General features: G+C 75.2%; 22 protein-coding genes. 20 read left to right on the top strand and 2 right to left on the bottom strand.

From position 1 onward, the window contains the following. The first annotated feature begins 30 nt into the window (after positions 1–30). Genes alaS through nusB form a run of 12 tightly spaced genes read left to right on the top strand, consistent with a single transcriptional unit; the run spans position 31 to position 11,925 of the window. Positions 31–2,721 (top strand): alanine--tRNA ligase, encoded by a 2,691-nt coding sequence (alaS, locus tag BM414_RS12995; protein ID WP_093579859.1) that lies wholly within the window; start codon positions 31–33, stop codon positions 2,719–2,721. Between the two features lie 5 nt (positions 2,722–2,726). Further along, positions 2,727–3,386, top strand: a complete 660-nt coding sequence (ruvX, locus tag BM414_RS12990) for a Holliday junction resolvase RuvX (RefSeq protein ID WP_093579858.1) — start codon at positions 2,727–2,729, stop codon at positions 3,384–3,386. After that, complete coding sequence (gene mltG, locus BM414_RS12985; protein WP_093579857.1) at positions 3,383–5,125, top strand: endolytic transglycosylase MltG; 1,743 nt, start codon at positions 3,383–3,385, stop codon at positions 5,123–5,125. Before ruvX ends, mltG begins: the two co-directional genes overlap by 4 nt. Further along, positions 5,118–5,945, top strand: a complete 828-nt coding sequence (locus BM414_RS12980; RefSeq protein ID WP_093579856.1) for a shikimate dehydrogenase — start codon at positions 5,118–5,120, stop codon at positions 5,943–5,945. The genes mltG and BM414_RS12980 overlap by 8 nt, the downstream gene beginning before the upstream one ends. Before the next feature lie 5 nt (positions 5,946–5,950). After that, positions 5,951–6,613, top strand: coding sequence for a prepilin peptidase (locus tag BM414_RS12975; protein ID WP_093579855.1), 663 nt, complete (start codon positions 5,951–5,953; stop codon positions 6,611–6,613). A 23-nt stretch (positions 6,614–6,636) separates the two neighbouring features. Beyond that, positions 6,637–7,815: a chorismate synthase gene (aroC, locus tag BM414_RS12970; protein ID WP_093579854.1), complete on the top strand. Its 1,179-nt coding sequence runs from the start codon at positions 6,637–6,639 to the stop codon at positions 7,813–7,815. Next, positions 7,812–8,354 (top strand): shikimate kinase, encoded by a 543-nt coding sequence (locus tag BM414_RS12965; protein ID WP_093579853.1) that lies wholly within the window; start codon positions 7,812–7,814, stop codon positions 8,352–8,354. Before aroC ends, BM414_RS12965 begins: the two co-directional genes overlap by 4 nt. Further along, positions 8,351–9,406 carry a 3-dehydroquinate synthase gene (aroB, locus tag BM414_RS12960; RefSeq protein WP_093579852.1) on the top strand — a complete coding sequence of 352 codons (1,056 nt, stop codon included), beginning with the start codon at positions 8,351–8,353 and terminating at the stop codon, positions 9,404–9,406. Before BM414_RS12965 ends, aroB begins: the two co-directional genes overlap by 4 nt. Continuing rightward, complete coding sequence (gene aroQ, locus BM414_RS12955; protein ID WP_093579851.1) at positions 9,403–9,837, top strand: type II 3-dehydroquinate dehydratase; 435 nt, start codon at positions 9,403–9,405, stop codon at positions 9,835–9,837. Before aroB ends, aroQ begins: the two co-directional genes overlap by 4 nt. Then, positions 9,834–10,937, top strand: coding sequence for a M24 family metallopeptidase (locus BM414_RS12950; RefSeq protein ID WP_093579850.1), 1,104 nt, complete (start codon positions 9,834–9,836; stop codon positions 10,935–10,937). Before aroQ ends, BM414_RS12950 begins: the two co-directional genes overlap by 4 nt. Continuing rightward, positions 10,938–11,498 (top strand): elongation factor P, encoded by a 561-nt coding sequence (efp, locus tag BM414_RS12945; RefSeq protein WP_093579849.1) that lies wholly within the window; start codon positions 10,938–10,940, stop codon positions 11,496–11,498. A gap of 16 nt (positions 11,499–11,514) precedes the next feature. Continuing rightward, the gene (gene nusB / locus BM414_RS12940) at positions 11,515–11,925 is read left to right on the top strand and encodes a transcription antitermination factor NusB (protein ID WP_093579848.1); all 411 of its coding nucleotides are present in this window, start codon (positions 11,515–11,517) and stop codon (positions 11,923–11,925) included. Positions 11,926–12,064: 139 nt separating this feature from the next. On the opposite strand, the gene BM414_RS29410 is transcribed toward nusB, so the two are convergent. Together BM414_RS29410 and bldD are read right to left on the bottom strand one after the other, a co-directional pair. Next, a complete protein-coding gene (locus BM414_RS29410) occupies positions 12,065–12,214 on the bottom strand; it encodes a hypothetical protein (RefSeq protein WP_175551576.1) in 150 nt (49 codons plus the stop codon). A gap of 270 nt (positions 12,215–12,484) precedes the next feature. Further along, positions 12,485–13,021 (bottom strand): transcriptional regulator BldD, encoded by a 537-nt coding sequence (gene bldD, locus BM414_RS12935; RefSeq protein ID WP_093579847.1) that lies wholly within the window; start codon positions 13,019–13,021, stop codon positions 12,485–12,487. 230 nt (positions 13,022–13,251) lie between these two features. Between bldD and pyrR the strand changes: the two genes are divergently transcribed. The 8 genes from pyrR to BM414_RS12895 are packed head-to-tail and all read left to right on the top strand — an operon-like array spanning position 13,252 to position 23,069. Further along, a complete protein-coding gene (gene pyrR, locus BM414_RS12930) occupies positions 13,252–13,851 on the top strand; it encodes a bifunctional pyr operon transcriptional regulator/uracil phosphoribosyltransferase PyrR (protein ID WP_093579846.1) in 600 nt (199 codons plus the stop codon). Further along, positions 13,848–14,768: an aspartate carbamoyltransferase catalytic subunit gene (locus tag BM414_RS12925; RefSeq protein WP_093579845.1), complete on the top strand. Its 921-nt coding sequence runs from the start codon at positions 13,848–13,850 to the stop codon at positions 14,766–14,768. The genes pyrR and BM414_RS12925 overlap by 4 nt, the downstream gene beginning before the upstream one ends. Further along, complete coding sequence (locus BM414_RS12920) at positions 14,765–16,066, top strand: dihydroorotase (protein WP_093579844.1); 1,302 nt, start codon at positions 14,765–14,767, stop codon at positions 16,064–16,066. Before BM414_RS12925 ends, BM414_RS12920 begins: the two co-directional genes overlap by 4 nt. Further along, a complete protein-coding gene (gene carA / locus BM414_RS12915; protein ID WP_093579843.1) occupies positions 16,063–17,229 on the top strand; it encodes a glutamine-hydrolyzing carbamoyl-phosphate synthase small subunit in 1,167 nt (388 codons plus the stop codon). The genes BM414_RS12920 and carA overlap by 4 nt, the downstream gene beginning before the upstream one ends. Beyond that, positions 17,229–20,564, top strand: coding sequence for a carbamoyl-phosphate synthase large subunit (gene carB / locus BM414_RS12910; RefSeq protein ID WP_093579842.1), 3,336 nt, complete (start codon positions 17,229–17,231; stop codon positions 20,562–20,564). Before carA ends, carB begins: the two co-directional genes overlap by 1 nt. Then, complete coding sequence (locus tag BM414_RS12905) at positions 20,561–21,892, top strand: beta/alpha barrel domain-containing protein (RefSeq protein ID WP_245784691.1); 1,332 nt, start codon at positions 20,561–20,563, stop codon at positions 21,890–21,892. The genes carB and BM414_RS12905 overlap by 4 nt, the downstream gene beginning before the upstream one ends. After that, complete coding sequence (pyrF, locus tag BM414_RS12900) at positions 21,889–22,767, top strand: orotidine-5'-phosphate decarboxylase (RefSeq protein ID WP_093579841.1); 879 nt, start codon at positions 21,889–21,891, stop codon at positions 22,765–22,767. Before BM414_RS12905 ends, pyrF begins: the two co-directional genes overlap by 4 nt. Then, positions 22,764–23,069, top strand: a complete 306-nt coding sequence (locus tag BM414_RS12895) for a hypothetical protein (RefSeq protein ID WP_093579840.1) — start codon at positions 22,764–22,766, stop codon at positions 23,067–23,069. The genes pyrF and BM414_RS12895 overlap by 4 nt, the downstream gene beginning before the upstream one ends. Positions 23,070–23,077 lie beyond the last annotated feature (8 nt).

Raw genomic sequence — 23,077 nt, 5'->3', positions numbered from 1 at the left:
CCCCTGTCGCAGGAGACCCGAGACACCCCCATGCAGACCGCCGAGATCCGCCGCCGCTTCCTGCAGCACTTCGAGCAGCGCGGCCACACCGTCGTGCCCAGCGCCTCGCTGGTGTCGCCGGACCCCTCCCTGCTGTTCACCGTCGCCGGCATGGTGCCCTTCATCCCGTACCTGACCGGCCGCGAGCCCGCGCCGTTCCCGCGGGCCACCAGCGTGCAGAAGTGCGTGCGCACCCTCGACATCGAGGAGGTGGGCAAGACCACCCGCCACGGCACGTTCTTCCAGATGAACGGCAACTTCTCCTTCGGCGACTACTTCAAGGAGGGGGCCATCCAGCACGCCTGGGAGCTGGTGACCGGCCCCGTGGCCGACGGTGGGCTCGGCTTCGACCCCGACCGGATCTGGGTGACCGTCTACCTCGACGACGACGAGGCCGCCGAGGCCTGGCACCGGATCGCCGGGCTGCCGGTCGAGCGGATCCAGCGGCTGGGCAAGAAGGACAACTACTGGCACACCGGCGCCGACGGCCCGGGCGGCCCCTGCTCGGAGATCTACTTCGACCGCGGCCCGGAGTACGGCCCCGACGGCGGCCCGCTGGTCGACACCGCCGGCGACCGGTTCCTGGAGATCTGGAACCTCGTCTTCATGCAGTACGAGCTCACCGACGTCCGGAGCAAGGAGGACTTCCGGATCGTCGGCGAGCTGCCGAAGAAGAACATCGACACCGGCATGGGCCTGGAGCGGGTGGCCTTCCTGCTGCAGGGCGTCGACAACATGTACGAGATCGACGAGGTGGCGCCGGTGCTGCACCGCGGCGCCGAGCTCGCCGGGGTCACCTACGGCAAGGACCACGAGGCCGACGTGCGGCTGCGCGTGGTCGCCGACCACGTCCGCAGCGGGCTGATGCTCATCGGTGACGGCGTCACGCCCGGCAACGAGGGCCGCGGCTACATCCTGCGCCGGCTGCTGCGCCGCGCCGTCCGCTCGATGCGGCTGCTCGGTGTCGACGCAGCCTCCCTGCCCGCGCTGCTACCGGTGTCCCGCGACGCGATGAGCTCCAGCTACCCGGAGCTGGCCACCGACTTCGACCGCATCTCCGGCGTCGCCTACGCCGAGGAGGAGGCGTTCCGGCGCACCCTCACCTCCGGTACCGCGCTGTTCGACACCGCCGTCCGGGAGGCCAAGACGGCCGGCACGCCGGCGCTCAGCGGCGAGCAGGCGTTCTCGTTGCACGACACCTACGGCTTCCCGATCGACGTCACCCTCGAGATGGCCGCCGAGCAGGGCGTGACCGTCGACGAGGCCGGTTTCCGCGCGCTCATGCAGCAGCAGCGCGACCGTGCCCGCGCCGACGCCCGCGCCAAGCGCACCGGCTCGGTCGACGTCCTGGCCTACCGCCGCCTGCTCGCCGACCACGGCCCCACCGACTGGCAGGCCTACCGGACGCTGCGCACCGACTCCCGCGTCCTCGGCCTGGTCTCCGACCTGACCGGCGAGGACGGCGGCGCGGCCACCCCGGCCCGGTCCGGCGAGGTCACCCGGGTGGTCCTGGACCGGACGCCGTTCTACGCCGAGTCCGGCGGCCAGGTGGCCGACGCCGGCACGCTGTCCTGGGACGGCGGCCGCGCCGAGGTGCTCGACGTCCAGCGCCCGGTCAAGGGCCTGGTCGTGCACCAGGTGCGGGTGCTCGAGGGCGAGCTCGCCGAGGGCGCGGAGCTGACTGCCGAGGTCGACCGCGAGTGGCGGCTGTCGGCCTGCCAGGCGCACTCCGGCACGCACGTGGTGCACGCCGCGCTGCGCCAGGTGCTCGGCCCGCAGGCGCTGCAGTCGGGTTCCTACAACCGCCCCGGCTACCTGCGGCTGGACTTCGCCTGGCAGGGCGCGCTCACGCCCGCGCAGCGGCACGACATCGAGGACGTCGCCAACGCCGCGGTGCGCGCCGACCACCGGGTGAGCGCCACCTACATGACGCTGCCCGAGGCCCAGGCCATCGGCGCGCTCGCGCTGTTCGGCGAGACCTACAGCGAGCAGGTGCGCGTCGTCGAGATCGGCGGCCCCTGGTCGCGCGAGCTCTGTGGTGGCACGCACGTCGCGGGCTCGGCCCAGATCGGCACGCTGGCGCTGACCGGTGAGTCCTCGGTCGGCTCGGGCTCCCGCCGCGTCGAGGCCGTCGTCGGGATCGAGGGCTTCCGGTACCTGGCGCGCGAGCGGGACCTGGTGCGCCAGCTCGGCGAGCTGCTCAAGTCGCCCACCGACGGCCTGGTCGACCGGGTCGGCGGCATCCTGTCCCGGCTGCGGGAGACCGAGCGGGAGATCGCCGACCTGCGCGCGCAGCAGACGCAGGCCGCGGCCGGGTCGCTCGCCGCCGGCGCCAAGGACGTTGGCGGGGTCGCGGTCGTCACCGCGTCGCCGGCCGGCCTCTCCGGCGGTGACCTGCGCACCCTCGCCCTCGACGTCCGCGGGCGGCTCGGGGAGCGCCCGGCCGTCGTGTTGCTGGCGTCGGAGAGCGGCGGCAAGGTGGCCCTGGTCGCCGCCCTCAACCCCGCCGCCCAGGAGCGCGGGCTCTCCGCCAGCGACGTCCTGCGCGCCGCGGCGGCCCCGGTCGGTGGCCGGGGCGGTGGCAAGCCCGACGTCGCGCAGGGCGGCGGCACGGACCCGGGCGGCATCCCCGCCGCCCTGCAGGCCGGCGAAGAGGCGGTCTCGACCGCCGCAGGGAGGTGAGCGGAGTGCCCGAGCAGCACCCCGACGAGACCGGTCCGATGGAGGAGCGGCGGGTGCAGGGCCGTCCGGCGGTGCCGCCGTCGCGGCCCCGGCAGAGCCCGCCACCGCCCGCGGCGAGGCAGCCGGTGCACCACCGCACCGAGCAGATCGACCTGCGTGCCGGCTTCCCGCCCGTGCGCAACGAGACCACCGAGATCGACATGTCGCAGGGGCTGCCCCTGCCGCCGCGGCGTCCCCGCCAGGGCCGGCGGCTCGGTCTCGACGTCGGCACCGTCCGGATCGGCGTCGCGCTGTCGGACCCGACCGGCATGCTGGCCAGCCCGCTGGAGACCGTCGAGCGCCGCCGCGACGGCGGGGACCTCGACCGGATCGTCGCCCTCGTCGAGGAACACGAGGTGACAGAGGTGATCGTGGGGGAGCCGAGGCACCTGTCGGGTGCGTCGGGCGCCTCCGCGCGGGAAGCGCGTGCCTACTCTAGGTCACTCGCCGGGCGCATCGGCACCGTGCCCGTGCACCTCGTCGACGAGAGGCTCTCCACCGTGACCGCAGCCAGTTCCCTGCGGGCCAACGGGCTCGACAGCCGCGCCCAGCGCCCCGTGATCGACCAGGCCGCCGCCGTGGTCATCCTGCAGACCTATCTCGACGCCCAGCGGGGGCGCTCGTGAGCGGTCCGGTCCCGCCGTTCGGGCGGGGCCTGACCGGCATGCCCGCCGTCTCCACCGGGAACCCCCCGGCTCCCTGGACGGCCGGCCCGCCGACGACGCGTCTGCTGCCCTTCGGCCCGGTGCCCGGGCACCTCGCCGGCCACGCCCGCGCGGAACTGGTCGACCGGGAGGTCCGGTCGGTGTCCGCCGGCCGGCACGCCGCTCCCGACGGCGTCCCGCGGGGCGGTACACCCCGGGACGGTGCCCCGCAGGACGACCGCACCGGCCCCCTGCGCGGTGAGGGCCAGCCCGTCCCGCCGCCCGCCGGCCTCCCGCCGCGGCCCTCCGGCCCGTGGTCGAAGCTCGCCCGCCGCACCACCACGACCCCCGGCGACACCGACGACGCACCGACCGTGGCCGCGCCCGCCGTCGGCCCGCACGCCGGCGGGCACCACCTCGACGTCCACCTCCACGACGAGCACCACGACGAGCACCACGACGACGAGGACGCCACCGGTGGCCTCGAGGTCCTCGACGCCGGTGGCTCCGACCCCGGCCGCCGCCGCGGCCGCCGGGCCCGGCGCCGGGCCGCCGACGAGCCCGCCACCCTCGAGGCGCCCGGCCTCTTCGCCGACGAGCACGACGACGAGCACTACGACGAGCACCACGACGACGTCCACCACGGGTCGCACCGCACGGGCAGCGGCCGCCGTCGCCGCAGCCCGCTGACCAACGTGCTCGCGCTGCTCGTCCTCGCCGCGGTGATCGCCGGCATCGTCTTCGGCGGGCGCGCGCTCATCGGCCTGGTCAACCCCGAGGCCCAGGACTACGCCGGGGCGGGCACCGGCACCGTGGAGGTGCGCGTCGGCGAGGGCGACACCCTCAGCGACATCGCCGGCACCCTCGTCGACTCCGGCGTCATCGCCTCCTCCGAGCCGTTCGTCGACGCCGCCGAGGCCGAACCCGCCGCCACCGGCATCCAGCCCGGCGTCTACGTCCTGCGGGAGCAGATGAGCGGCCAGGCGGCCCTCGACCTGCTGCTCGACCCCTCCACCCGCCAGGTCTCGCGGGTCACCGTCCCCGAGGGCTTCACGCTCCAGGCCACGCTGCAGCGGATCGCGGAGACCACCGGGCTGCCGATCGAGGACCTGCAGGCCGCCGCCGCCGACCCCGCCGCGCTGGGCCTGCCGGCCTACGCCAACGGCCAGCTCGAGGGCTTCCTGTTCCCGGCCACGTACGACGTCGAGCCCGGCGACACCGCTGCCGACGTGCTGGGCGCCATGGTCTCCCGGTTCACCGACATGGCCACCGACATGCAGCTCGAGCAGCGGGCGGCCGCCTCCGGACGCTCGGTCCACGACGTCGTCGTCGTGGCCTCGATGGTCCAGTCGGAGACCCTGCTCGACGACGAGCGGCCGGACGTCGCGCAGGTGATCTACAACCGGCTGGCGCAGGGCATCCCGCTCGGCATCGACGCCGCGCTGGCCTACGGGCTGGACAAGAACGGCAACGACCTGACCGTCAGCGACCTGCAGTCGGACAACCCGTACAACACGCGCAACCGCGCCGGCCTGCCGCCGACGCCGATCAGCGCGCCGGGCGAGGCGAGCCTCGAGGCGGCGCTCGCGCCGAGCACCGGTGACTACCTGTACTACGTGCTGGAGTCCCGGGAAGGCCGGCACTTCTTCACCGCCAGCTACGACGAGTTCCTGGCGGCCCGGCAGCGCTGCGCCGACGCCGGCCTCGGGTGCGGTGGCTGACCGGCCGGTGCCCGACCCGACCCCGCCAGGCCGGGCGGCCGTCCTCGGCCGCCCGGTCGGGCACTCGCTCTCGCCGCTGCTGCACCGCGCGGCCTACGCCGCGCTCGGCCTGACCGGCTGGACCTACGACGCCCTCGACGTCGGGCCCGAGGACCTGTCCGACCTCATCGCCGGCCTCGGCCCGGAGTGGCGCGGGTTCTCCGTGACCATGCCCTGCAAGCAGGCCGCGGTCGCCGTCGCCGACGAGGTGGACCCGCTGCCCCGCCTGCTGGGCGCCGCGAACACCCTCGTGCACACCGACGACGGCTGGCGGGCGGAGAACACCGACGTCCACGGCGTCGGCATGGCGCTGCAGACCGGCGGCGTCGAGCGGGTCGCGCACGCGGCGATCGTCGGCGCAGGGGGGACGGCGGCCGCGGCCGCCGTGGCGCTGGCCGAGCTGGGTGCGGAGTCCGTCGAGGTGCTCGTCCGCGCGCCCGACCGCGCCGCCGACGTCGCCCGCATCCTGGGCGTGCTCGGCGTCGAGGCCGCGGTCCGCCCGCTGGCCCCCGGCCCGGTCGAGGCGCCGGTCGTCGTCAGCACCGTGCCGATCGGCGCTCACCCCGACCTCGACGGCCTCCAGTGGCGGGCGGGACAGACCCTGCTCGACGTCCTCTACGCGCCGTGGCCGACCCCACTGGTCGGCCGCGCCGCCGCCGCGGGCGCCACCGTCATCAGCGGCATCGAGGTGCTGTTCTGGCAGGCGACGGTGCAGGTGGAGCTGATGACCGGGCTGCCCGCGCCCCTGGGCCCGATGCGCGCTGCCCTGGACGCCCGCTGACCTGCGTGGACGACGTCCTCCCGCGCGGGTTGCTGCTCGCGCTCGCCGTCCTGACCGGTGCCGCCGCCGGCCCGCTGCTGGCGCGCACCGCCGTCCGGCTGGCCCGCTCCGACGCCGCCCGCCCCACCGCCGCCCGCGCGGTCGCCAGCGCCGTCGTCCTCGCCGGGCTGCTCTGCGGCGCGGTCCTGCTCACCGGCGCCCGGCCGGCGACCGCCGCCTACGCCTGGGCGGCCGGGGCGGCGGTCGTCCTCGCGCAGGTCGACCTCGCCGTCCACCGGCTGCCCGACCGGGTCACCTACCCGGCCGCCGCCGTCGGCGCGGCCGCGCTGCTGGCCGACGCCGCCCTCCTCGGCACCTGGCCGGCGCTGGGGCGGGCGCTGCTCGCCGCGGCCGTCGCCGGGGGTGTCGCGTTGCTCGCCGCGCTGGCCGGGCCGTCGGGTCTGGGCCTCGGTGACGTCAAGCTGCTCGCGCTGCTGGGCCTGCTGCTCGGCTGGGCCGGCTGGGGCGCGCTGCTGGCCGGGGTGTTCCTCGGCCTGCTCGCCGGCGCGGCCGTCTCGCTGGTGCTCCTGGCGACCCGGCGGGCCGGCTGGCGCACGCCGGTGCCGTTTGGGCCGCCGCTGCTGGTGGGCGCGGTCCTGGCCCTCCTGGTGGAGGGCCCGCTCCTCTGAGGGGGCCACCTACACTCCGGGGCATGTTGCGCTGGCTGACCGCCGGTGAGTCGCACGGCCAGCAGCTCACCGCCATCCTCGAGGGCCTGCCCGCCGGCGTGCAGGTGCAGACCTCCGACCTCGACGTCGACCTCGCCCGGCGCCGCCTCGGCCACGGCCGCGGCGCCCGCATGTCCTTCGAGCAGGACGCCGTCACGCTGACCGGCGGCGTCCGGCACGGCCTGACCCAGGGCGGCCCGATCGCCGTGCAGGTGGGCAACACCGAGTGGCCGAAGTGGACGACGGTCATGTCCGCCGACCCGGTCGACCCCGAGGTCCTCGCGGGCCAGGCCCGCAACGCGCCGCTGACCCGCCCGCGGCCCGGCCACGCCGACCTCGCCGGCATGCAGAAGTACGGCTTCGACGACGCCCGCCCGGTGCTCGAGCGGGCCAGCGCCCGCGAGACCGCCGCGCGGGTGGCGCTCGGTGCCGTCGCCAAGGCGTTCCTGCGCCAGGCGCTCGGCGTCGAGGTGGTCAGCCACGTCGTCGCGATCGGCCCGGTCACCGTCCCCGACGGCGTGCTGCCCGGCCCGCAGGACAACCCCCGCATCGACGAGGACCCGGTGCGCTGCGCCGACCCCGCCACCAGCGAGGCGATGGTGGCCGAGGTCGACGACGCCCGGAAGAACGGCGACACCCTCGGCGGCGTCGTCGAGGTCGTCGTCCACGGGCTGCCGCCGGGCCTGGGCAGCCACGTGCACTGGGACCGCCGGCTGGACTCCCGCCTGGCCGGCGCGCTCATGGGCGTGCAGTCGGTCAAGGCCGTGGAGGTCGGTGACGGCCTGGAGACCGCCCGCCGCCGCGGCTCGGTCGCCCACGACGAGATCGTCAGCTCCGAGGGCCGGCTGCGCCGGGTCACCGACCGCGCCGGCGGCATCGAGGGCGGCATGACCAACGGCGAGGTGCTGCGCGTGCGGGCGGCGATGAAGCCGATCTCCACCGTGCCGCGGGCGCTGGCCACCGTCGACGTCGCCACCGGCGACGCCGCGGTCGCGATCAACCAGCGCAGCGACGCCTGCGCCGTCCCGCGCGGCGCCGTGGTGATGGAGGCGATGGTCGCCCTGACGCTCGCCGACGCCGCCCTGGAGAAGTTCGGCGGCGACTCGGTGACCGAGACCCGCCGCAACGCCCAGGCCTACCTCGACGCCCTCCCGTACCGGTGATCCGGCCCGTCCTCGTGCTCGTCGGTCCGCCGGCGTCGGGCAAGACCACGGTCGGCACGGCCGTCGCCGCGCGGCTCGGGGTGCCCTTCCGGGACACCGACGCCGACGTCGAGAACGTCGCCGGCACCACCGTCGCCGACCTGTTCATTAGCTCCGGCGAGCCGTACTTCCGCGACCTGGAGGAGCAGGCGGTCGCCCGGGCCGTCGGTGAGCACGACGGCGTCCTCGCCCTCGGCGGCGGCGCGGTGCTCAGCGCGGCGAGCCGCGCCCTGCTCGTCGCCTACGGGCGGGCCGGCGGGACGGTCGTCCACCTCGACGTCGACCTGCCCTCGGCCGCGAAGCGTGCCGGGCTCTCCCGCGACCGCCCGCTGCTGGCGGTCAACCCGCGGGCGATGCTCCGGACCCTGCTCGAGCAGCGCGCGCCCCTGTACGCCGAGGTCGCCACCGCCGTCGTCCCCACCGGGAACCGCACGCCGCAGGACGTCGTCGCCGACGTGCTCGCCGCCCTCCCCGCGGGAGCGACCGAGGTGAGGGGATGAGGCGCGTGACCGTCGGAGGGGAGAAGCCCTACGACGTCGTCATCGGCCCGGGGGCGCAGGTCGAGCTCGGCCTGGTGCTGGCCGGCACGCCGAAGGCCGCCGTCGTGCACGCCCCGCCGCTGGCCGCGCTCGCCGGGGCCGCCGTCGAGACGCTGCAGACCGCCGGGGTGGCCGCCGAGGCCGTCGTCGTACCCGACGGCGAGGCCGCCAAGACCGCCGAGGTCGCCGCGCAGGCGTGGGAGCAGTTCGGCCGGCTCGGCCTGACCCGCTCGGACGCCGTCGTCGGGGTCGGTGGCGGAGCGGTCACCGACCTCGCCGGGTTCCTCGCCGCCACCTGGACCCGCGGTGTGCGGGTGGTGCACCTGCCCACCAGCGTGCTGGGCATGGTCGACGCCGCGGTGGGCGGCAAGACCGGCATCAACACCGGCGCCGGCAAGAACCTGGTGGGCGCGTTCCACCCGCCGGCCGGGGTGCTCGCCGACACCGACGTCCTCGCCGGGCTGCCCGAGGCCGAGTTCCGCGCCGGGATGGCCGAGGTGGTCAAGTGCGGCTTCATCGCCGACGGGGAGATCCTCGACCTGCTCGCCGCCGACCCGACCGGCCGCCGCGACACCGAGGAGCTCATCGAGCGCGCGGTGCGGGTCAAGGCCGACGCCGTGGGCCAGGACCTGTTCGACACCGGCGTCCGCGAGTACCTCAACTACGGGCACACGCTGGGTCACGCGATCGAGCGGGTGGAGGACTTCGGCTGGCGGCACGGCGAGGCGGTCGCCGTCGGGCTGGTCTTCGCCGCCGAGCTCGGCGTGCAGGCCGGCCGCCTGAGCCGGGCCGAGGCCGACCGGCACCGCGAGCTGCTCACCGCGATGGGGCTGCCCACCCGCTACGACGGCGACTGGGCGGCGCTGCAGTCGGTGATGCGCGTGGACAAGAAGGCCCGCGGGGCGACGCTGCGGTTCGTCGTCCTCGACGGGCTCGGCAACCCGGGCATCCTCACCGACCCGGAACCGGCGTGGCTGGACGCGGCGTGGGCCGCAGTATCGGAGGAACAGTGACCGTCCAGGTGCTCAACGGCGCCAACCTCGGCCGGCTCGGCACGCGTGAGCCCGCGGTCTACGGCACGACGACGTACGCCGAGCTGGTGGCGATGGTCGAGGACGTGGCCGCCGGGCTGGGTCTGGACGTCCGGGTGCGCCAGACCGACTCCGAGGCCGAGCTGCTCGGCTGGATCCACGACGCCACCGACGCCGGCGACCCGGTCGTCATCAACCCCGGCGGCTGGTCGCACACGTCGGTGGTGCTGCACGACGCGCTCGCCGCGGTGGGCGCCCCGGTCGTCGAGGTGCACATCTCCAACATCCACCGGCGCGAGGAGTTCCGGCACCACTCCTACGTCTCCCGGGTGGCCGACGGCGTGATCGCGGGGCTGGGCGTGCAGGGCTACGAGCTCGCGCTGCGGTACCTCGCGGCCCAGGGGGTCTCGTGAGCGGGGCGGCCGAGCGGCGCGAGCGGCTGCGGGCGACGGCGGCCGAACGCGGCCTGGACGCCGTCCTGGTGACCAACCTGCTCAACGTCCGCTACCTGACCGGGTTCGCCGGCTCCAACGGCGCGCTGCTGCTGCGCACCGACGGGCCGGACCTCTTCGGCACCGACGGCCGCTACACCACCCAGGCCGGCACCCAGGTCCCCGACCTCGAGCTGCTGGTCGACCGCGCGACCGTGCCGGCGCTGGCCGGTGAGGCGGTGCGCGCCGGTGCCGGCCGCCTCGGCTACGAGAGCCACGAGGTGACCGTCGACGGGCTGGCCCAGGTCGAGCGGGTCCTCGCCGACGCCGCGGCCGGCGGCACGGTGCCCGACCTGGTGTCGGTGCGCCGCGCGGTCGAGGAGCTGCGCGCGGTCAAGGACGACGACGAGGTCGACGCGCTGCGCCGGGCCTGCGCCGTCGCCGACCAGGCGCTGGCCGAGCTCGCCGCGGAGGGCGCACTGCGGCCCGGGCGCACCGAGCTCGAGGTCGGGCGGGAGCTCGACGCCCGCATGCTGGCCCTGGGTGCCGAGGCGCCGTCGTTCGAGACGATCGTGGCCACCGGCGCGAACTCGGCGATCCCGCACCACCGCCCGGACCGCACCGTGCTGGCCGGCGGCGACCTCCTCAAGCTCGACTTCGGCGCGACCGTCGACGGCTACCACTCCGACATGACCCGCACCCTGGTGCTCGGCCACGCCGCCGACTGGCAGCGGGACGTCCACGCGCTGGTCGCCGAGGCGCAGGCGGCCGGGCGCGCGGCACTGGCGGTCGGTGCCGACGTCGTCGCCGTCGACGCGGCCTCCCGCGACGTCATCGCCGCCGCCGGGCACGCCCACCACTTTCCCCACGGCCTCGGGCACGGGGTGGGCCTGGAGATCCACGAGGCGCCGGGCATCGGCCCGCTGGGCGCGGGTAGGCTGACCGCCGGCATGACCGTCACCGTGGAGCCCGGGGTCTACCTCCCCGGCCACGGCGGTGTCCGGATCGAGGACACGCTCGTCGTCACGGCGGACGCGCCCGAGTTGTTGACCCTCACGAGCAAGGAACTGCTGGTCCTCTAGATGGCTACCACCAACGACCTCAAGAACGGCATGGTCCTCAACATCGACGGCCAGCTGTGGGCCGTCACCGAGTTCCAGCACGTCAAGCCCGGCAAGGGCGGCGCGTTCGTCCGGACGACGCTCAAGAACGTCCTCTCGGGCAAGGTCGTCGACCGCACCTTCAACGCCGGCACGAAGGTCGAGACGGCCACCGTCGACAAGCGGAACATGACCTACCTGTACCGCGAGGGCAACGACTTCGTCTTCATGGACGGCGACACCTACGACCAGATCTACGTGCCGGGCGAGACCGTCGGCAGCGGCGCGGACTACCTGCTGGACAACACCGAGGCCGTCGTCGCGGTGCACGAGGGCACCCCGCTCTACGTGGAGCTCCCGGTGACCATGGAGCTCGTGGTGCAGCACACCGACCCGGGCCTGCAGGGCGACCGCTCCACCGGCGGGACCAAGCCCGCGACCCTGGAGACTGGCGCGCAGATCAACGTGCCGCTGTTCGTCAACACCGGCGACAGGCTCAAGGTCGACACCCGCGACGGCCGGTACCTCGGCCGCGCCAACTGACGCACCCACCGACGAGATGGCTGCCCGCACCAAGGCGCGCAAGCGCGCCGTCGACGTCCTCTACGAGGCCGACCTGCGGGGCGCCGACCCGGTGGAGCTGCTGCGCGAGCGGATCTCCGACGTCTCCCCGCCCGTCCCCGACCACGCCGTCCGGCTGGTCGAGGGCGTGGCGGCGAACAACCCCCGCATCGACGAGCTGATCGACCGGCACGCCCGCGGCTGGTCGCTCGAGCGACTGCCCGACGTCGACCGCGCGATCCTGCGGATGGCGGTGTACGAGCTGCTCTGGGCCGAGGACGTGCCCGACGCCGTCGTGATCGACGAGGCCGTGGAGCTCGCGCGGGCGCTGTCGACCGACGACTCGCCGGCCTACGTCAACGGCGTGCTCGGCGCCATCCTCGACGCCGAGGTGCCCACCTCGTCCTGAGCGCTGGGTCCTGAGCGCTGGGTCCTGAGCGCTGGGTCCTGAGCGCTGGGTCCTGAGCGCTGGGTCCTGAGCGCTGGGTCCTGAGCGCTGGGTCCTCGGCCCGGGTCCTTGGCCCGGGTCCTGGGCCCCGGTCCTGGGCTCAGGCCCGCAGGCCGGCCTCGGCCGCAGCCAGCATCACCGCGGCCCGGACACCGGCGTTGAGCCGCCGTGCGCGGCGCAGCGCGGCCCGGCGGTTCGCGGCCAGCAGGGCGTCGCGGTCGGGCATCGGGACGGGCGGGACGGTGCTCACGGCTGCTCCTCGGGGTGCACGTTCTCGGCGCAGCCGACGCTAGGTCCGCCCACCGACAGTTCCCGGTGCCCCGGCTGCGACCTCCCTGTGAGACCTCGGGCGCGGATGTGCACTCACCGCGGGGGTCGTCGGCGGCGCGCAGACGCCGGGACGTGCGCACACCGCTGCCGACGGACCGCTCCGACGGCGCTGCGTGCACGGCCCGCGGCCCGTGGACGCAGCGAGACCCGCGCCGGCGGTGCCGGAGCGGGCCTCGGTGCGGTGCGGGCGTCAGCGGGGAGCGCGGCGGCGGTCCCAGCTCTCGTCGTCGTCCTCGGCCATGAGGGCGGCGCCGTCCATGCCGGGGTTGAGCACGCCCCACTCGATGAGCCGGGTGGTCAGCTCGTCGGGGCTCATGTCGTAGATGATCGCCAGCGACTTGAGGTCCTCCGCGCGGATGGAGAGGACCTTGCCGTTGTAGTCGTGGCGCTGCGCCTGGATGGTCGAGGCGTAGCGGGCCAGCGGGCCGGCCTCGTCGGCGGGCAGGGAGCCCAGCGACTCGAGGTTGAGGACGATCTTCGTCGTCGAGGTGACCGCCGACGACGGGCGCGGGTCGGGCAGCAACTCGGAGACCGGCACGCCGTAGAACACGGCCAGCTCGGAGAGCCGCTGCACGGTCACCGCGCGGTCGCCACGCTCGTAGGAGCCGACGACGACGGCCTTCCAGCGGCCGTGCGACTTGTCCTCCACGCCCTGGAGGGAGAGGCCCTGCTGGTTGCGGATCGCCCGCAGCCGGGCACCGAGGGCCCGCGAGTAGTCGGTGCTCATGCGTCTCTGCTCACTGTCCGTCGTGGTGGCCGGGGCTCCGTCGTCACGCAGCGTACTCAGTGATCTCGTCCGGCGACAGCGCATCCCTCATCGGGATCATCCTGGGACACCGGTGCCCACCTGCGGTACTGCGACGCGCGACGACGATCACACGGACGGGTGCAGTACGGTCGGGGCCGGTCCACCCACTCCTTTAACGACCCGTCCCGTGAGGCGGGGAAGGAGGCCCGATGGCCGGCTCGCCCGCGCCCGTGCCCGAGAACCAGTCCACCGTCCTGCTCGGCGCCGCCGACGTCGCCCGCGTCGTCGACCGGATCGCCCACCAGGTGATCGAGAAGTGCGCCGGGGGTGGTGGGGCGGGCGACGAGGGAGCCGGGCTCCCGGACGTTGTCCTCGTCGGCATCCCCACCCGCGGCGCCCCCCTGGCCCGCCGGCTGGCCGGCCGCATCGCCGCCTTCGCCGGCACCGCCGTCGACGTCGGCACCGTCGACATCACCCTCTACCGCGACGACCTGCGCATGCGCGGGGTCCGCGCGCTGGAGGACACCGTCCTCCCGCCCGAGGGCATCGACGGCCGGCTGGTCGTCCTCGTCGACGACGTCCTGTTCTCCGGCCGCTCGGTGCGGGCGGCGCTCGACGCGCTGCGCGACCTCGGCCGCCCCCGCGCGGTGCAGCTGGCGGTGCTGGTCGACCGCGGCCACCGCGAGCTGCCGATCCGCGCCGACTACGTGGGCAAGAACGTGCCGACGTCGCGGGCGCAGAAGGTCCGGGTCCACCTCGCCGAGACCGACGGCACCGACGAGGTGCTCGTGACCGAGGAGCGCCGGTGAAGCGGCATCTGCTGGAGGCGGCCGACCTCGACCGCGCCGACGCCACGCTGGTCCTCGACACCGCCGCGCAGATCGACCAGGCGCTGGCCGGCCGCGAGGTCAAGAAGCTGCCGACGCTGCGCGGGCGCACGGTGGTCAACCTGTTCTACGAGGACTCCACCCGGACCCGGATCTCCTTCGAGCTGGCGGCCAAGCGGCTCTCCGCCGACGTCATCAACTTCAGCGCCAAGGGCAGCAGCGTCTCCAAGGGAGAGAGCCTCAAGGACACCGCGCTCACGCTCGAGGCGATGGGCAGCGACGCGATCGTGGTCCGCCACTCGGCCTCCGGGGCACCGCACCGGCTGGCCGGCTGGGTGCGCGGCAGCGTCGTCAACGCCGGCGACGGCACCCACGAGCACCCCACCCAGGCGCTGCTCGACGCCTACACGATCCGGCGCCGGCTGGGCCGCCTCGACGGCGTCCGGGTGGCGATCGTCGGCGACGTCCTGCACAGCCGGGTGGCCCGCTCCAACGTCTGGCTGCTGACGACGCTCGGCGCCGAGGTCACCCTCGTGGCCCCGCCGACGCTGCTGCCCGTCGGCGTCGGCTCCTGGCCGGTGCAGTTCAGCTACGACCTCGACGCCGTCCTGCCCAAGGCCGACGTGGTGATGGTGCTGCGGGTCCAGCTCGAGCGGATGAACGCCTCGTTCTTCCCGAGCGCCCGCGAGTACAGCCGGCGGTACGGCCTCGACGCCGTCCGGATGGCCGCGCTGGGGGACGAGGCGATCGTCATGCACCCCGGCCCGATGAACCGCGGCATGGAGATCGCCGCCGACGTCGCCGACTCGGTCCGCTCGACGATCGTCGAGCAGGTCGGCAACGGCGTCAGCGTCCGCATGGCCGTCCTGTACCTGCTGCTCGGAGGCTCGCCCCAGTGACCCACCTGATCAAGGGGGCGCGCGTCCTCGGCGGCGACCCCGCCGACCTGCTGCTCGAGGACGGCCGCATCGCCGCGGTGGGGGAGCGCCTGTCGGCGGCCGGCGCCACCGTCGTCGACGCCGACGGGCTGGTCGCGCTGCCCGGCCTGGTCGACCTGCACACCCACCTGCGCGAACCCGGCCGCGAGGACGCCGAGACCGTCGAGACCGGCAGCCGTGCCGCGGCGCTCGGCGGGTTCACCGCGGTGCACGCCATGGCCAACACCGACCCGGTCGCCGACACCGCCGGCGTGGTCGAGCAGGTGTGGCGGCTGGGCCGGCAGGCCGGGCTGGTCGACGTCGTCCCGGTGGGCGCGGTGACCGTGGGGCTGCGCGGCGAGCGGCTGGCCGAGCTCGGCGCGATGGCCGACTCAGCCGCCCGCGTGCGGGTCTTCTCCGACGACGGGCACTGCGTCGCCGACCCCGCCCTCATGCGCCGCGCGCTGGAGTACGTGAAGGCCTTCGACGGCGTCGTCGCCCAGCACGCCGAGGAGCCGCGGCTGACCGCCGGCGCGCAGATGAACGAGGGTGACCTCTCCGCGCGGCTGGGGCTGACCGGCTGGCCGGCCGCCGCCGAGGAGGCGGTCATCGCCCGCGACGTGCTGCTCGCCGAGCACGTGGGCGCGCGGCTGCACGTCTGCCACGTCTCCACCGCCGGGTCGGTGGAGATCCTGCGGTGGGCCAAGTCGCGCGGCGTGCAGGTGACCGCCGAGGTCACCCCGCACCACCTGCTGCTCACCGAGACGTGCGCCGAGTCCTACGACCCGGTGTTCAAGGTCAACCCGCCGCTGCGCACCGACGCCGACGTGCAGGCCCTCCGTGCCGGGCTGGCCGACGGCACGATCGACGCCGTCGCCACCGACCACGCGCCGCACGCGGTGGAGGACAAGGAGAGCGAGTGGGCGCAGGCCCGGCCCGGGATGCTCGGGCTGGAGCAGGCGCTGTCGGTCGTCCTCGAGACGCTGGTGGAGCCCGGCCTGCTCGACTGGGCCGGCGTCGCCGACCGCATGTCGGTGCGCCCCGCGGCGATCGGCCGCCTCGACGGCCGTGGTCCCCGGTCGCACGGGCGCCCGCTGACGCCGGGCGAGCCGGCCAACCTGCTGCTGCTCGACCCCGCCGCCCGGGCCGTCGTCGACCCGGCCGCGCTGGCCAGCCGCAGCCGCAACAGCCCCTACGCCGGCCGGGAGCTGCCCGGCCGCGTCGTCGCCACGTTCCTGCGGGGCGAGGCGACGGTGCTCGACGGAAAGGCACAGAAGTGACCGAGGCGATCCTCGTCCTGGAGGACGGGCGCACCTTCCGCGGCGAGGCCTACGGCAAGGTCGGGACGACGGTCGGCGAGGCGGTGTTCGCCACCGGGATGACCGGCTACCAGGAGACGCTGACCGACCCCAGTTACGCCGGCCAGATCGTCACGATGACCGCGCCGCACGTCGGCAACACCGGCGTCAACGGCGAGGACGACGAGAGCGGCCGCATGTGGGTGGCCGGCTTCGTCGTCCGCGACCCCGCCCGCCGCCCGGCCAACTGGCGGGCCACCGGCAGCCTCGACGACGAGCTGACCGCGCAGGGCGTCGTCGGGATCAGCGGCATCGACACCCGCGCGCTGACCCGCCACCTGCGCGAGCGCGGCGCCATGCGCGCCGGGATCAGCAGCGAGTCCGCCGACGCCGACGCGCTGCTCGCCCGGGTGCGCGCCGCCGAGGGCATGGTCGGCGCCGACCTCGCGCCGCAGGTGAGCACCCGCGAGTCCTACGTCGTCCCGGCGGTGGGGGAGACGCGGTTCACCATCGCCGCGCTCGACCTCGGCATCAAGACCGCGACCCCGCGGCACCTCGCCGAGCTCGGCGTCGAGACGCACGTGCTGCCCTCGACGGCGACCGCGGCCGACCTGCTGGCCGCCGGCCCCGACGGCGTCTTCCTCTCCAACGGCCCCGGCGACCCGGCCGCGGCCGACTACGCCGTCGCCGCGGTGACCGGCGTGCTCGACGCCGGCCGGCCGCTGTTCGGCATCTGCTTCGGCAACCAGATCCTCGGCCGCGCCCTGGGCCTGGGCACCTACAAGCTGCGCTTCGGCCACCGCGGGCTCAACCAGCCGGTGCTCGACCGGGTCAGCGGCACGGTCCGGGTCACCAGCCACAACCACGGGTTCGCCGTCGACGCGCCGCTGGACCGGCCCACCGACACCCCGTACGGCCGGGTCGAGGTCAGCCACGTCGGCCTCAACGACGACGTCGTCGAGGGGCTGCGCCTGCTCGACGCCCCGGCGTTCAGCGTCCAGTTCCACCCGGAGTCCGCCGCCGGACCGCACGACGCCGCGCCGCTGTTCGGCCGCTTCGTCGACCTCATGGAGTCCGTGCGCACGGGCGGCGGCGCCGTCAGCCCGCCCACCACGGTCGAGCACAGCACGGGGGAGCAGGCCTGATGCCCAAGCGCACCGACATCGAGCACGTCCTGGTCATCGGCTCCGGGCCGATCCTCATCGGCCAGGCCGCCGAGTTCGACTACTCCGGCACCCAGGCCTGCCGCGTGCTGCGCGCCGAGGGGCTGCGGGTCAGCCTGGTCAACAGCAACCCGGCGACGATCATGACCGACCCCGACGTCGCCGACGCCACCTACATCGAGCCGCTGACGCCGGAGTTCGTCGAGCGGGTCATCGCCGAGGAGCGCCCCGACGCGCTGCTGGCCACCCTCGGCGGGCAGACCGCGCTCAACATCGCCATCGGCCTGTACGAGAACGGCACGCTGGAGCGGTACGGGGTGCGGCTCATCGGGGCCGACGTCGACGCGATCAACCGCGGCGAGGACCGGCAGATGTTCAAGGACATCGTCCGGTCCATCGGCGCCGACGCCCCGCGCTCGCGGGTCTGCGGGAGCGTCGAGGAGGCTCTGCAGACGGCGGAGGAGGTCGGCTACCCCGTCGTCATCCGGCCGAGCTTCACCATGGGCGGCCTCGGCTCGGGCTTCGCCACCGACGAGGCGATGCTGCGCCGGATGGCCTCGGCCGGCCTGGCCGACTCCCCGGTGCACACCGTGCTGATCGAGGAGTCGGTGCTCGGCTGGAAGGAGTACGAGCTCGAGCTGATGCGCGACCGCAGCGACAACGTGGTCGTCGTCTGCTCGATCGAGAACGTCGACGCGATGGGCGTGCACACCGGTGACTCGGTCACCGTCGCCCCGGCGATGACGCTCACCGACCGCGAGTACCAGCGCATGCGCGACGTCGGCATCGCGGTGCTGCGCGAGGTCGGCGTCGACACCGGCGGCTGCAACATCCAGTTCGCGGTCAACCCGGCCGACGGGCGCCTCGTCGTCATCGAGATGAACCCGCGGGTCTCCCGCTCCAGCGCGCTCGCGTCGAAGGCCACCGGCTTCCCGATCGCGAAGATCGCCGCGAAGCTGGCCATCGGCTACACCCTCGACGAGATCACCAACGACATCACCGGGGTCACCCCGGCCAGCTTCGAGCCCGCGCTGGACTACGTCGTCGTCAAGATCCCGCGGTTCGCGTTCGAGAAGTTCCCCGGAGCCGACCCGCGGCTGACCACGACGATGAAGAGCGTCGGCGAGGTCATGGCGATGGGCCGCAACTTCCCCGAGGCGCTGGGCAAGGCGATGCGGTCCACCGAGACCAAGGTGGCCGGCTTCTGGACCGAGGCCGTCGGGGCTGGTGGAGCGGGTGGAGGTGCTGCCGGGTCGGGCGCCGAGGAACTGCTGGAGGCGCTGCGCACGCCGGTCGACGGCCGGCTGTACGTGGCCGAGGCGGCGCTGCGGGCCGGCGCGACCGTCGAGCAGGTCGCCGAGGCCAGCGGCTTCGACCCGTGGTTCGTCGACCAGATCGCGCTCGTCGGCGAGGTCGGCGCCGAGGTCCGCGACGCCCCGGCGCTCACCGCCGCGGTGCTGCGGCGGGCCAAGCGGCACGGCCTGTCCGACCGGCAGGTCGCGGCGCTGCGCCCGGAGCTGTCCGGGGAGGACGGCGTCCGGCTGCTGCGGCACCGGCTCGGCGTGCGGCCGGTGTTCAAGACCGTGGACACCTGCGCCGCGGAGTTCGCCGCCCGCACGCCGTACCACTACTCGTCCTACGACGAGGAGACCGAGGTCGAGCCCCGGGAGAAGCCGGCGGTGCTGATCCTCGGCTCGGGGCCCAACCGGATCGGGCAGGGCATCGAGTTCGACTACTCGTGCGTGCACGCGGTGATGGCGCTGCAGGACGCCGGCTACGAGGCCGTGATGGTCAACTGCAACCCCGAGACCGTCTCCACCGACTACGACACCGCCGACCGGCTGTACTTCGAGCCGCTGACCTTCGAGGACGTCCTGGAGGTGGTCGAGGCCGAGCGCGCCGCCGGCCCGGTGGCCGGGGTCATCTGCACCCTCGGCGGGCAGACCCCGCTGGGCCTGGCGCAGCGGCTCAAGGACGCCGGCGTGCCGGTCCTGGGCACCTCACCGGAGGCCATCGACGACGCCGAGGACCGCGGGGCGTTCTCCCGGGTGCTCGCCGACGCCGGCCTGCTCGCCCCGAAGCACGGCACCGCGACGACGTTCGCCGAGGCGCGCGCCATCGCCGCGGAGATCGGCTACCCGGTCCTGGTGCGGCCGTCCTACGTGCTGGGCGGCCGCGGGATGGAGATCGTCTACGACGACGCCACGCTCGAGGCCTACATCACCAAGGCCACCGACGTGAGCCCCGCGCACCCGGTGCTGGTCGACCGGTTCCTCGAGGACGCCGTCGAGATCGACGTCGACGCCCTCTACGACGGCACCGAGCTCTACCTCGGCGGCGTCATGGAGCACATCGAGGAGGCCGGCATCCACTCCGGCGACTCCGCGTGCGCCCTGCCGCCGATCACGCTCGGTTCGGCGGACCTGCTGAAGATCCGGGCCGCCACCGAGAAGCTCGCCGCGCGGATCGGCGTGCGTGGGCTGATCAACGTCCAGTACGCGCTCAAGGACGACGTCCTGTACGTGCTGGAGGCCAACCCGCGGGCCAGCCGCACGGTGCCGTTCGTGTCCAAGGCGACGGCGGTCCAGCTGGCCAAGGCCGCGGCCCGGATCGCGGTGGGGGAGACCGTCGCCGACCTGCGTGCCGCCGGGGTGCTGCCGGCCACCGGCGACGGCACCGACCTGCCCGAGGACGCGCCGATCGCGGTCAAGGAGGCGGTGCTGCCCTTCCACCGCTTCCGCACCGTCGACGGGCACGGCGTGGACACGGTGCTCTCGCCGGAGATGAAGTCCACCGGCGAGGTCATGGGCCTCGACGACGGCTTCGGCACGGCGTTCGCCAAGTCGCAGGCCGCCGCCTACGGCTCGCTCCCCACCGAGGGCACGGTGTTCGTCTCGCTGGCCAACCGGGACAAGCGGGCCGCGGTCTTCCCGGTCAAGCGGCTGGCCGACCTCGGCTTCCGCGTCCTGGCCACCGCCGGCACCGCGCAGGTCCTGCGCCGCAACGGCGTCGACTGCGAGGTGGTCGGCAAGTACAGCGAGGGCCCGGGCAACTGCGTGGAGCGGATCCTGGCCGGCGACGTCGACATCGTCGTCAACACCCCGTTCGGGTCGCCGGGCAACAGCAGCCCGCGGCTGGACGGCTACGAGATCCGCACCGCGGCGGTCAGCGCCGGCATCCCGTGCATCACCACGGTGCAGGGCATGGCCGCGGCGGTGCAGGGCATCGAGGCGCTGCGCCGCGGCGGGCTCGGGGTGCGCAGCCTGCAGGCGGTCCACGCGGGTCTGACGGCGTCGCTGCTCGCCCCGCGCCCGTGAGCGTCGTCGGGCGGGTGCGGGACGACCTGGCCGCCCGGGGGCTGCTCGACGGGCTGCCGGCGGCGTTCCTCGCCGGGGTCACCCGGTTCGCCACGCCGCCGGCCGCCGAGCTCGACACGCTCCGGACGGCAGCCGGGGACCTGGCCGCCCGGCTGGCGGCGGGGGAGGCGGGCGACGACGACCTGCCGCTGATCACCCGGGTCGCCTACGTCGCCGGGCACGGCGGCCTGCTGGCCGCGCACGGCGTGCGGACGCCGTCCTACGACGTGCTCGGCTCCTACCGCGACAACCTGACCACCCCGGTCGGGCCGCAGCTGGAGGAGCGCCCGCGGGCCGGCGACCGGCGCTGGCGGGTGCTCGGCCGCGACGTCGGCTTCCCGCTGGGCGTACCCGCGTGCGTGCTCAACGGCGGCGAGGAGTGGGTGCGCTTCCACGCCCGCAACGGGTTCAGCGTGCTGACCTACAAGACCGTCCGCAGCCGCGCCCACCAGCCGAACGTGCAGCCGAACTGGACCTTCGCGCCGCGGCCCCCCGCCGACGTCGTCGTGTCCGACCCGTGGGACTGGATGGCGCCCGGTTCCCCGGACGTCAGCACGGTGAACTCCTTCGGCGTCCCCTCGCCGGCGCCCGAGGAGTGGATGCCCGACCTCGAGCGGTCGCTGGCCGCCGTCGACGCCGACCAGCTGCTGCTGGTCAGCGTGATGGGGGAGGGGGAGGGCACCGGCCTGGTCGACGACTTCGCGCAGGTCGCGGGCATGGCGCAGGAGGCCGGCGCCCCCGTCGTCGAGCTGAACCTGTCCTGCCCGAACACGCTCAGCAGCTCCCCGGACGGCGTCAAGCCGCCGCTGTGCCTCGACGCCGACGCCACGCTCGCGGTCGTCGAGGGGGTGCGCCGCGCGCTCGACGACCGCACCGGCCTGGTGGCCAAGCTGTCCTGGCTCGACGAGCCGGGGCTGGCCGCGCTGGTGCCCCGGCTGGCGCCGCTGGTCGACGGCGTCGCGGGCATCAACACGCTGCAGAGCCGGGTGGTGCGCAGCGACGGCGAGCCGACCTTCCCCGGGCGCGCGCTGGCCGGCCTGTCCGGTGCGGCGGCCCGCGACGCCGCGCTCGACCTCACGCGCCGGCTGGTCGGGCTGCGGGAGACCGGCGGGCACCGCTTCGACGTGCTGGCCATGGGCGGGGTCACCGACGTCGCCTCGTTCGCGGCGCTGTTCGAGGCCGGTGCCGACGCCGTCCAGTCCGCCTCGGGCGCCTTCGCCGACCCGTTCCTCGCCCGTGACTGCATCGCCGCCCTGGGCGACACCCTGCCGCGGTCGGTGCCGCGGTGAGCGCCCCCTTCGGCCATCGGCTGGCCGACGCCGTCGCCGCCCGCGGGCCGCTGTGCGTGGGCATCGACCCGCACGCGCCGCTGCTGGAGCGCTGGGGGCTGGGCGACGACGTCGACGGGCTGCGCCGGTTCACCGACACGGTCGTCGACGCCCTGGCCGGCGAGGTCGCCGTCCTCAAGCCGCAGTCGGCGTTCTTCGAGCGGCACGGCTCGCGCGGCCTGGCCGTGCTCGAGGACGCCGTCGCCCGCGCCCGCGCGGCCGGCGCGCTGGTGCTGCTCGACGCCAAGCGCGGCGACATCGGCTCGACGATGGACGCCTACGCCGACGTGCTGCGCCCGGAGCACCCGATGGCCGTCGACGCGCTCACGGTGAGCCCCTACCTGGGCCCGGGCTCGCTGCAGCCGGCCGTGGACACCGCGCGCCTGGCCGGCGGCGGGCTGTTCGTGCTCGCCCGCACCTCCAACCCCGACGCCGGCACGCTGCAGTCCGCCGCCGTGGGGGACCGGTCGGTGGCGCAGGTCGTCGTCGACACCGTGCGCGGGTGGAACACGCCCGGCTGGGTGGTCGGCGACCCGCTGCCCGACCTCGGCGCGGTGCAGGACCTGGCCGGCCGCTGGGGGGCCACCACGGGCAGCTTCGGCGTGGTCGTGGGGGCCACCCTGCGCGACCTCGACGTCGACCTCGGCGGGCTCGGCGGTCCGGTGCTGGCGCCGGGACTCGGTGCGCAGGGCGGGACGCCGGCGGACCTGCGCCGGCTGTTCGGCCCCGGCCGCGCCGTCGTCCCGACCGTCTCCCGCGACGTGCTCGCCGCCGGCCCGGACCCGGCCGCGCTGCGGACCGCCGCCGCCCGCTGGGCGCAGGAACTGGCGCGGTGAGGCGCGCGCTGCCGTGTGCCGTCGCGGTGACGGGCGCGGCCCTCGCCGTCGCCGGGATCACCGTCCTCTGGTGGACGAACACCCAGGCGCCCACCGTCACCCACGACGGCAGCCACGCACCGCTGCTGCTGGCGGGGTCCGCCCACGAGAGCACGCTGACCGTGACCTCCGATGGCGGGTCGGTGCTCTGGGATCCGGGTCACCTGGTCGGCGCGGGCCTGCTCGTGGCCGGTGCGCTGGTGCTGGCCGCGGTCGGCGGGTGGGCGCTGGGCCGCCGGTCGGCCCGCCGCGGCACCGCCTGAGCGCCCGC

The organism is Geodermatophilus amargosae, assembly GCF_900116515.1.
GTDB classification, from domain to species: domain Bacteria; phylum Actinomycetota; class Actinomycetes; order Mycobacteriales; family Geodermatophilaceae; genus Geodermatophilus; species Geodermatophilus amargosae.
This window is presented reverse-complemented; position numbering and strand designations above follow the sequence as displayed.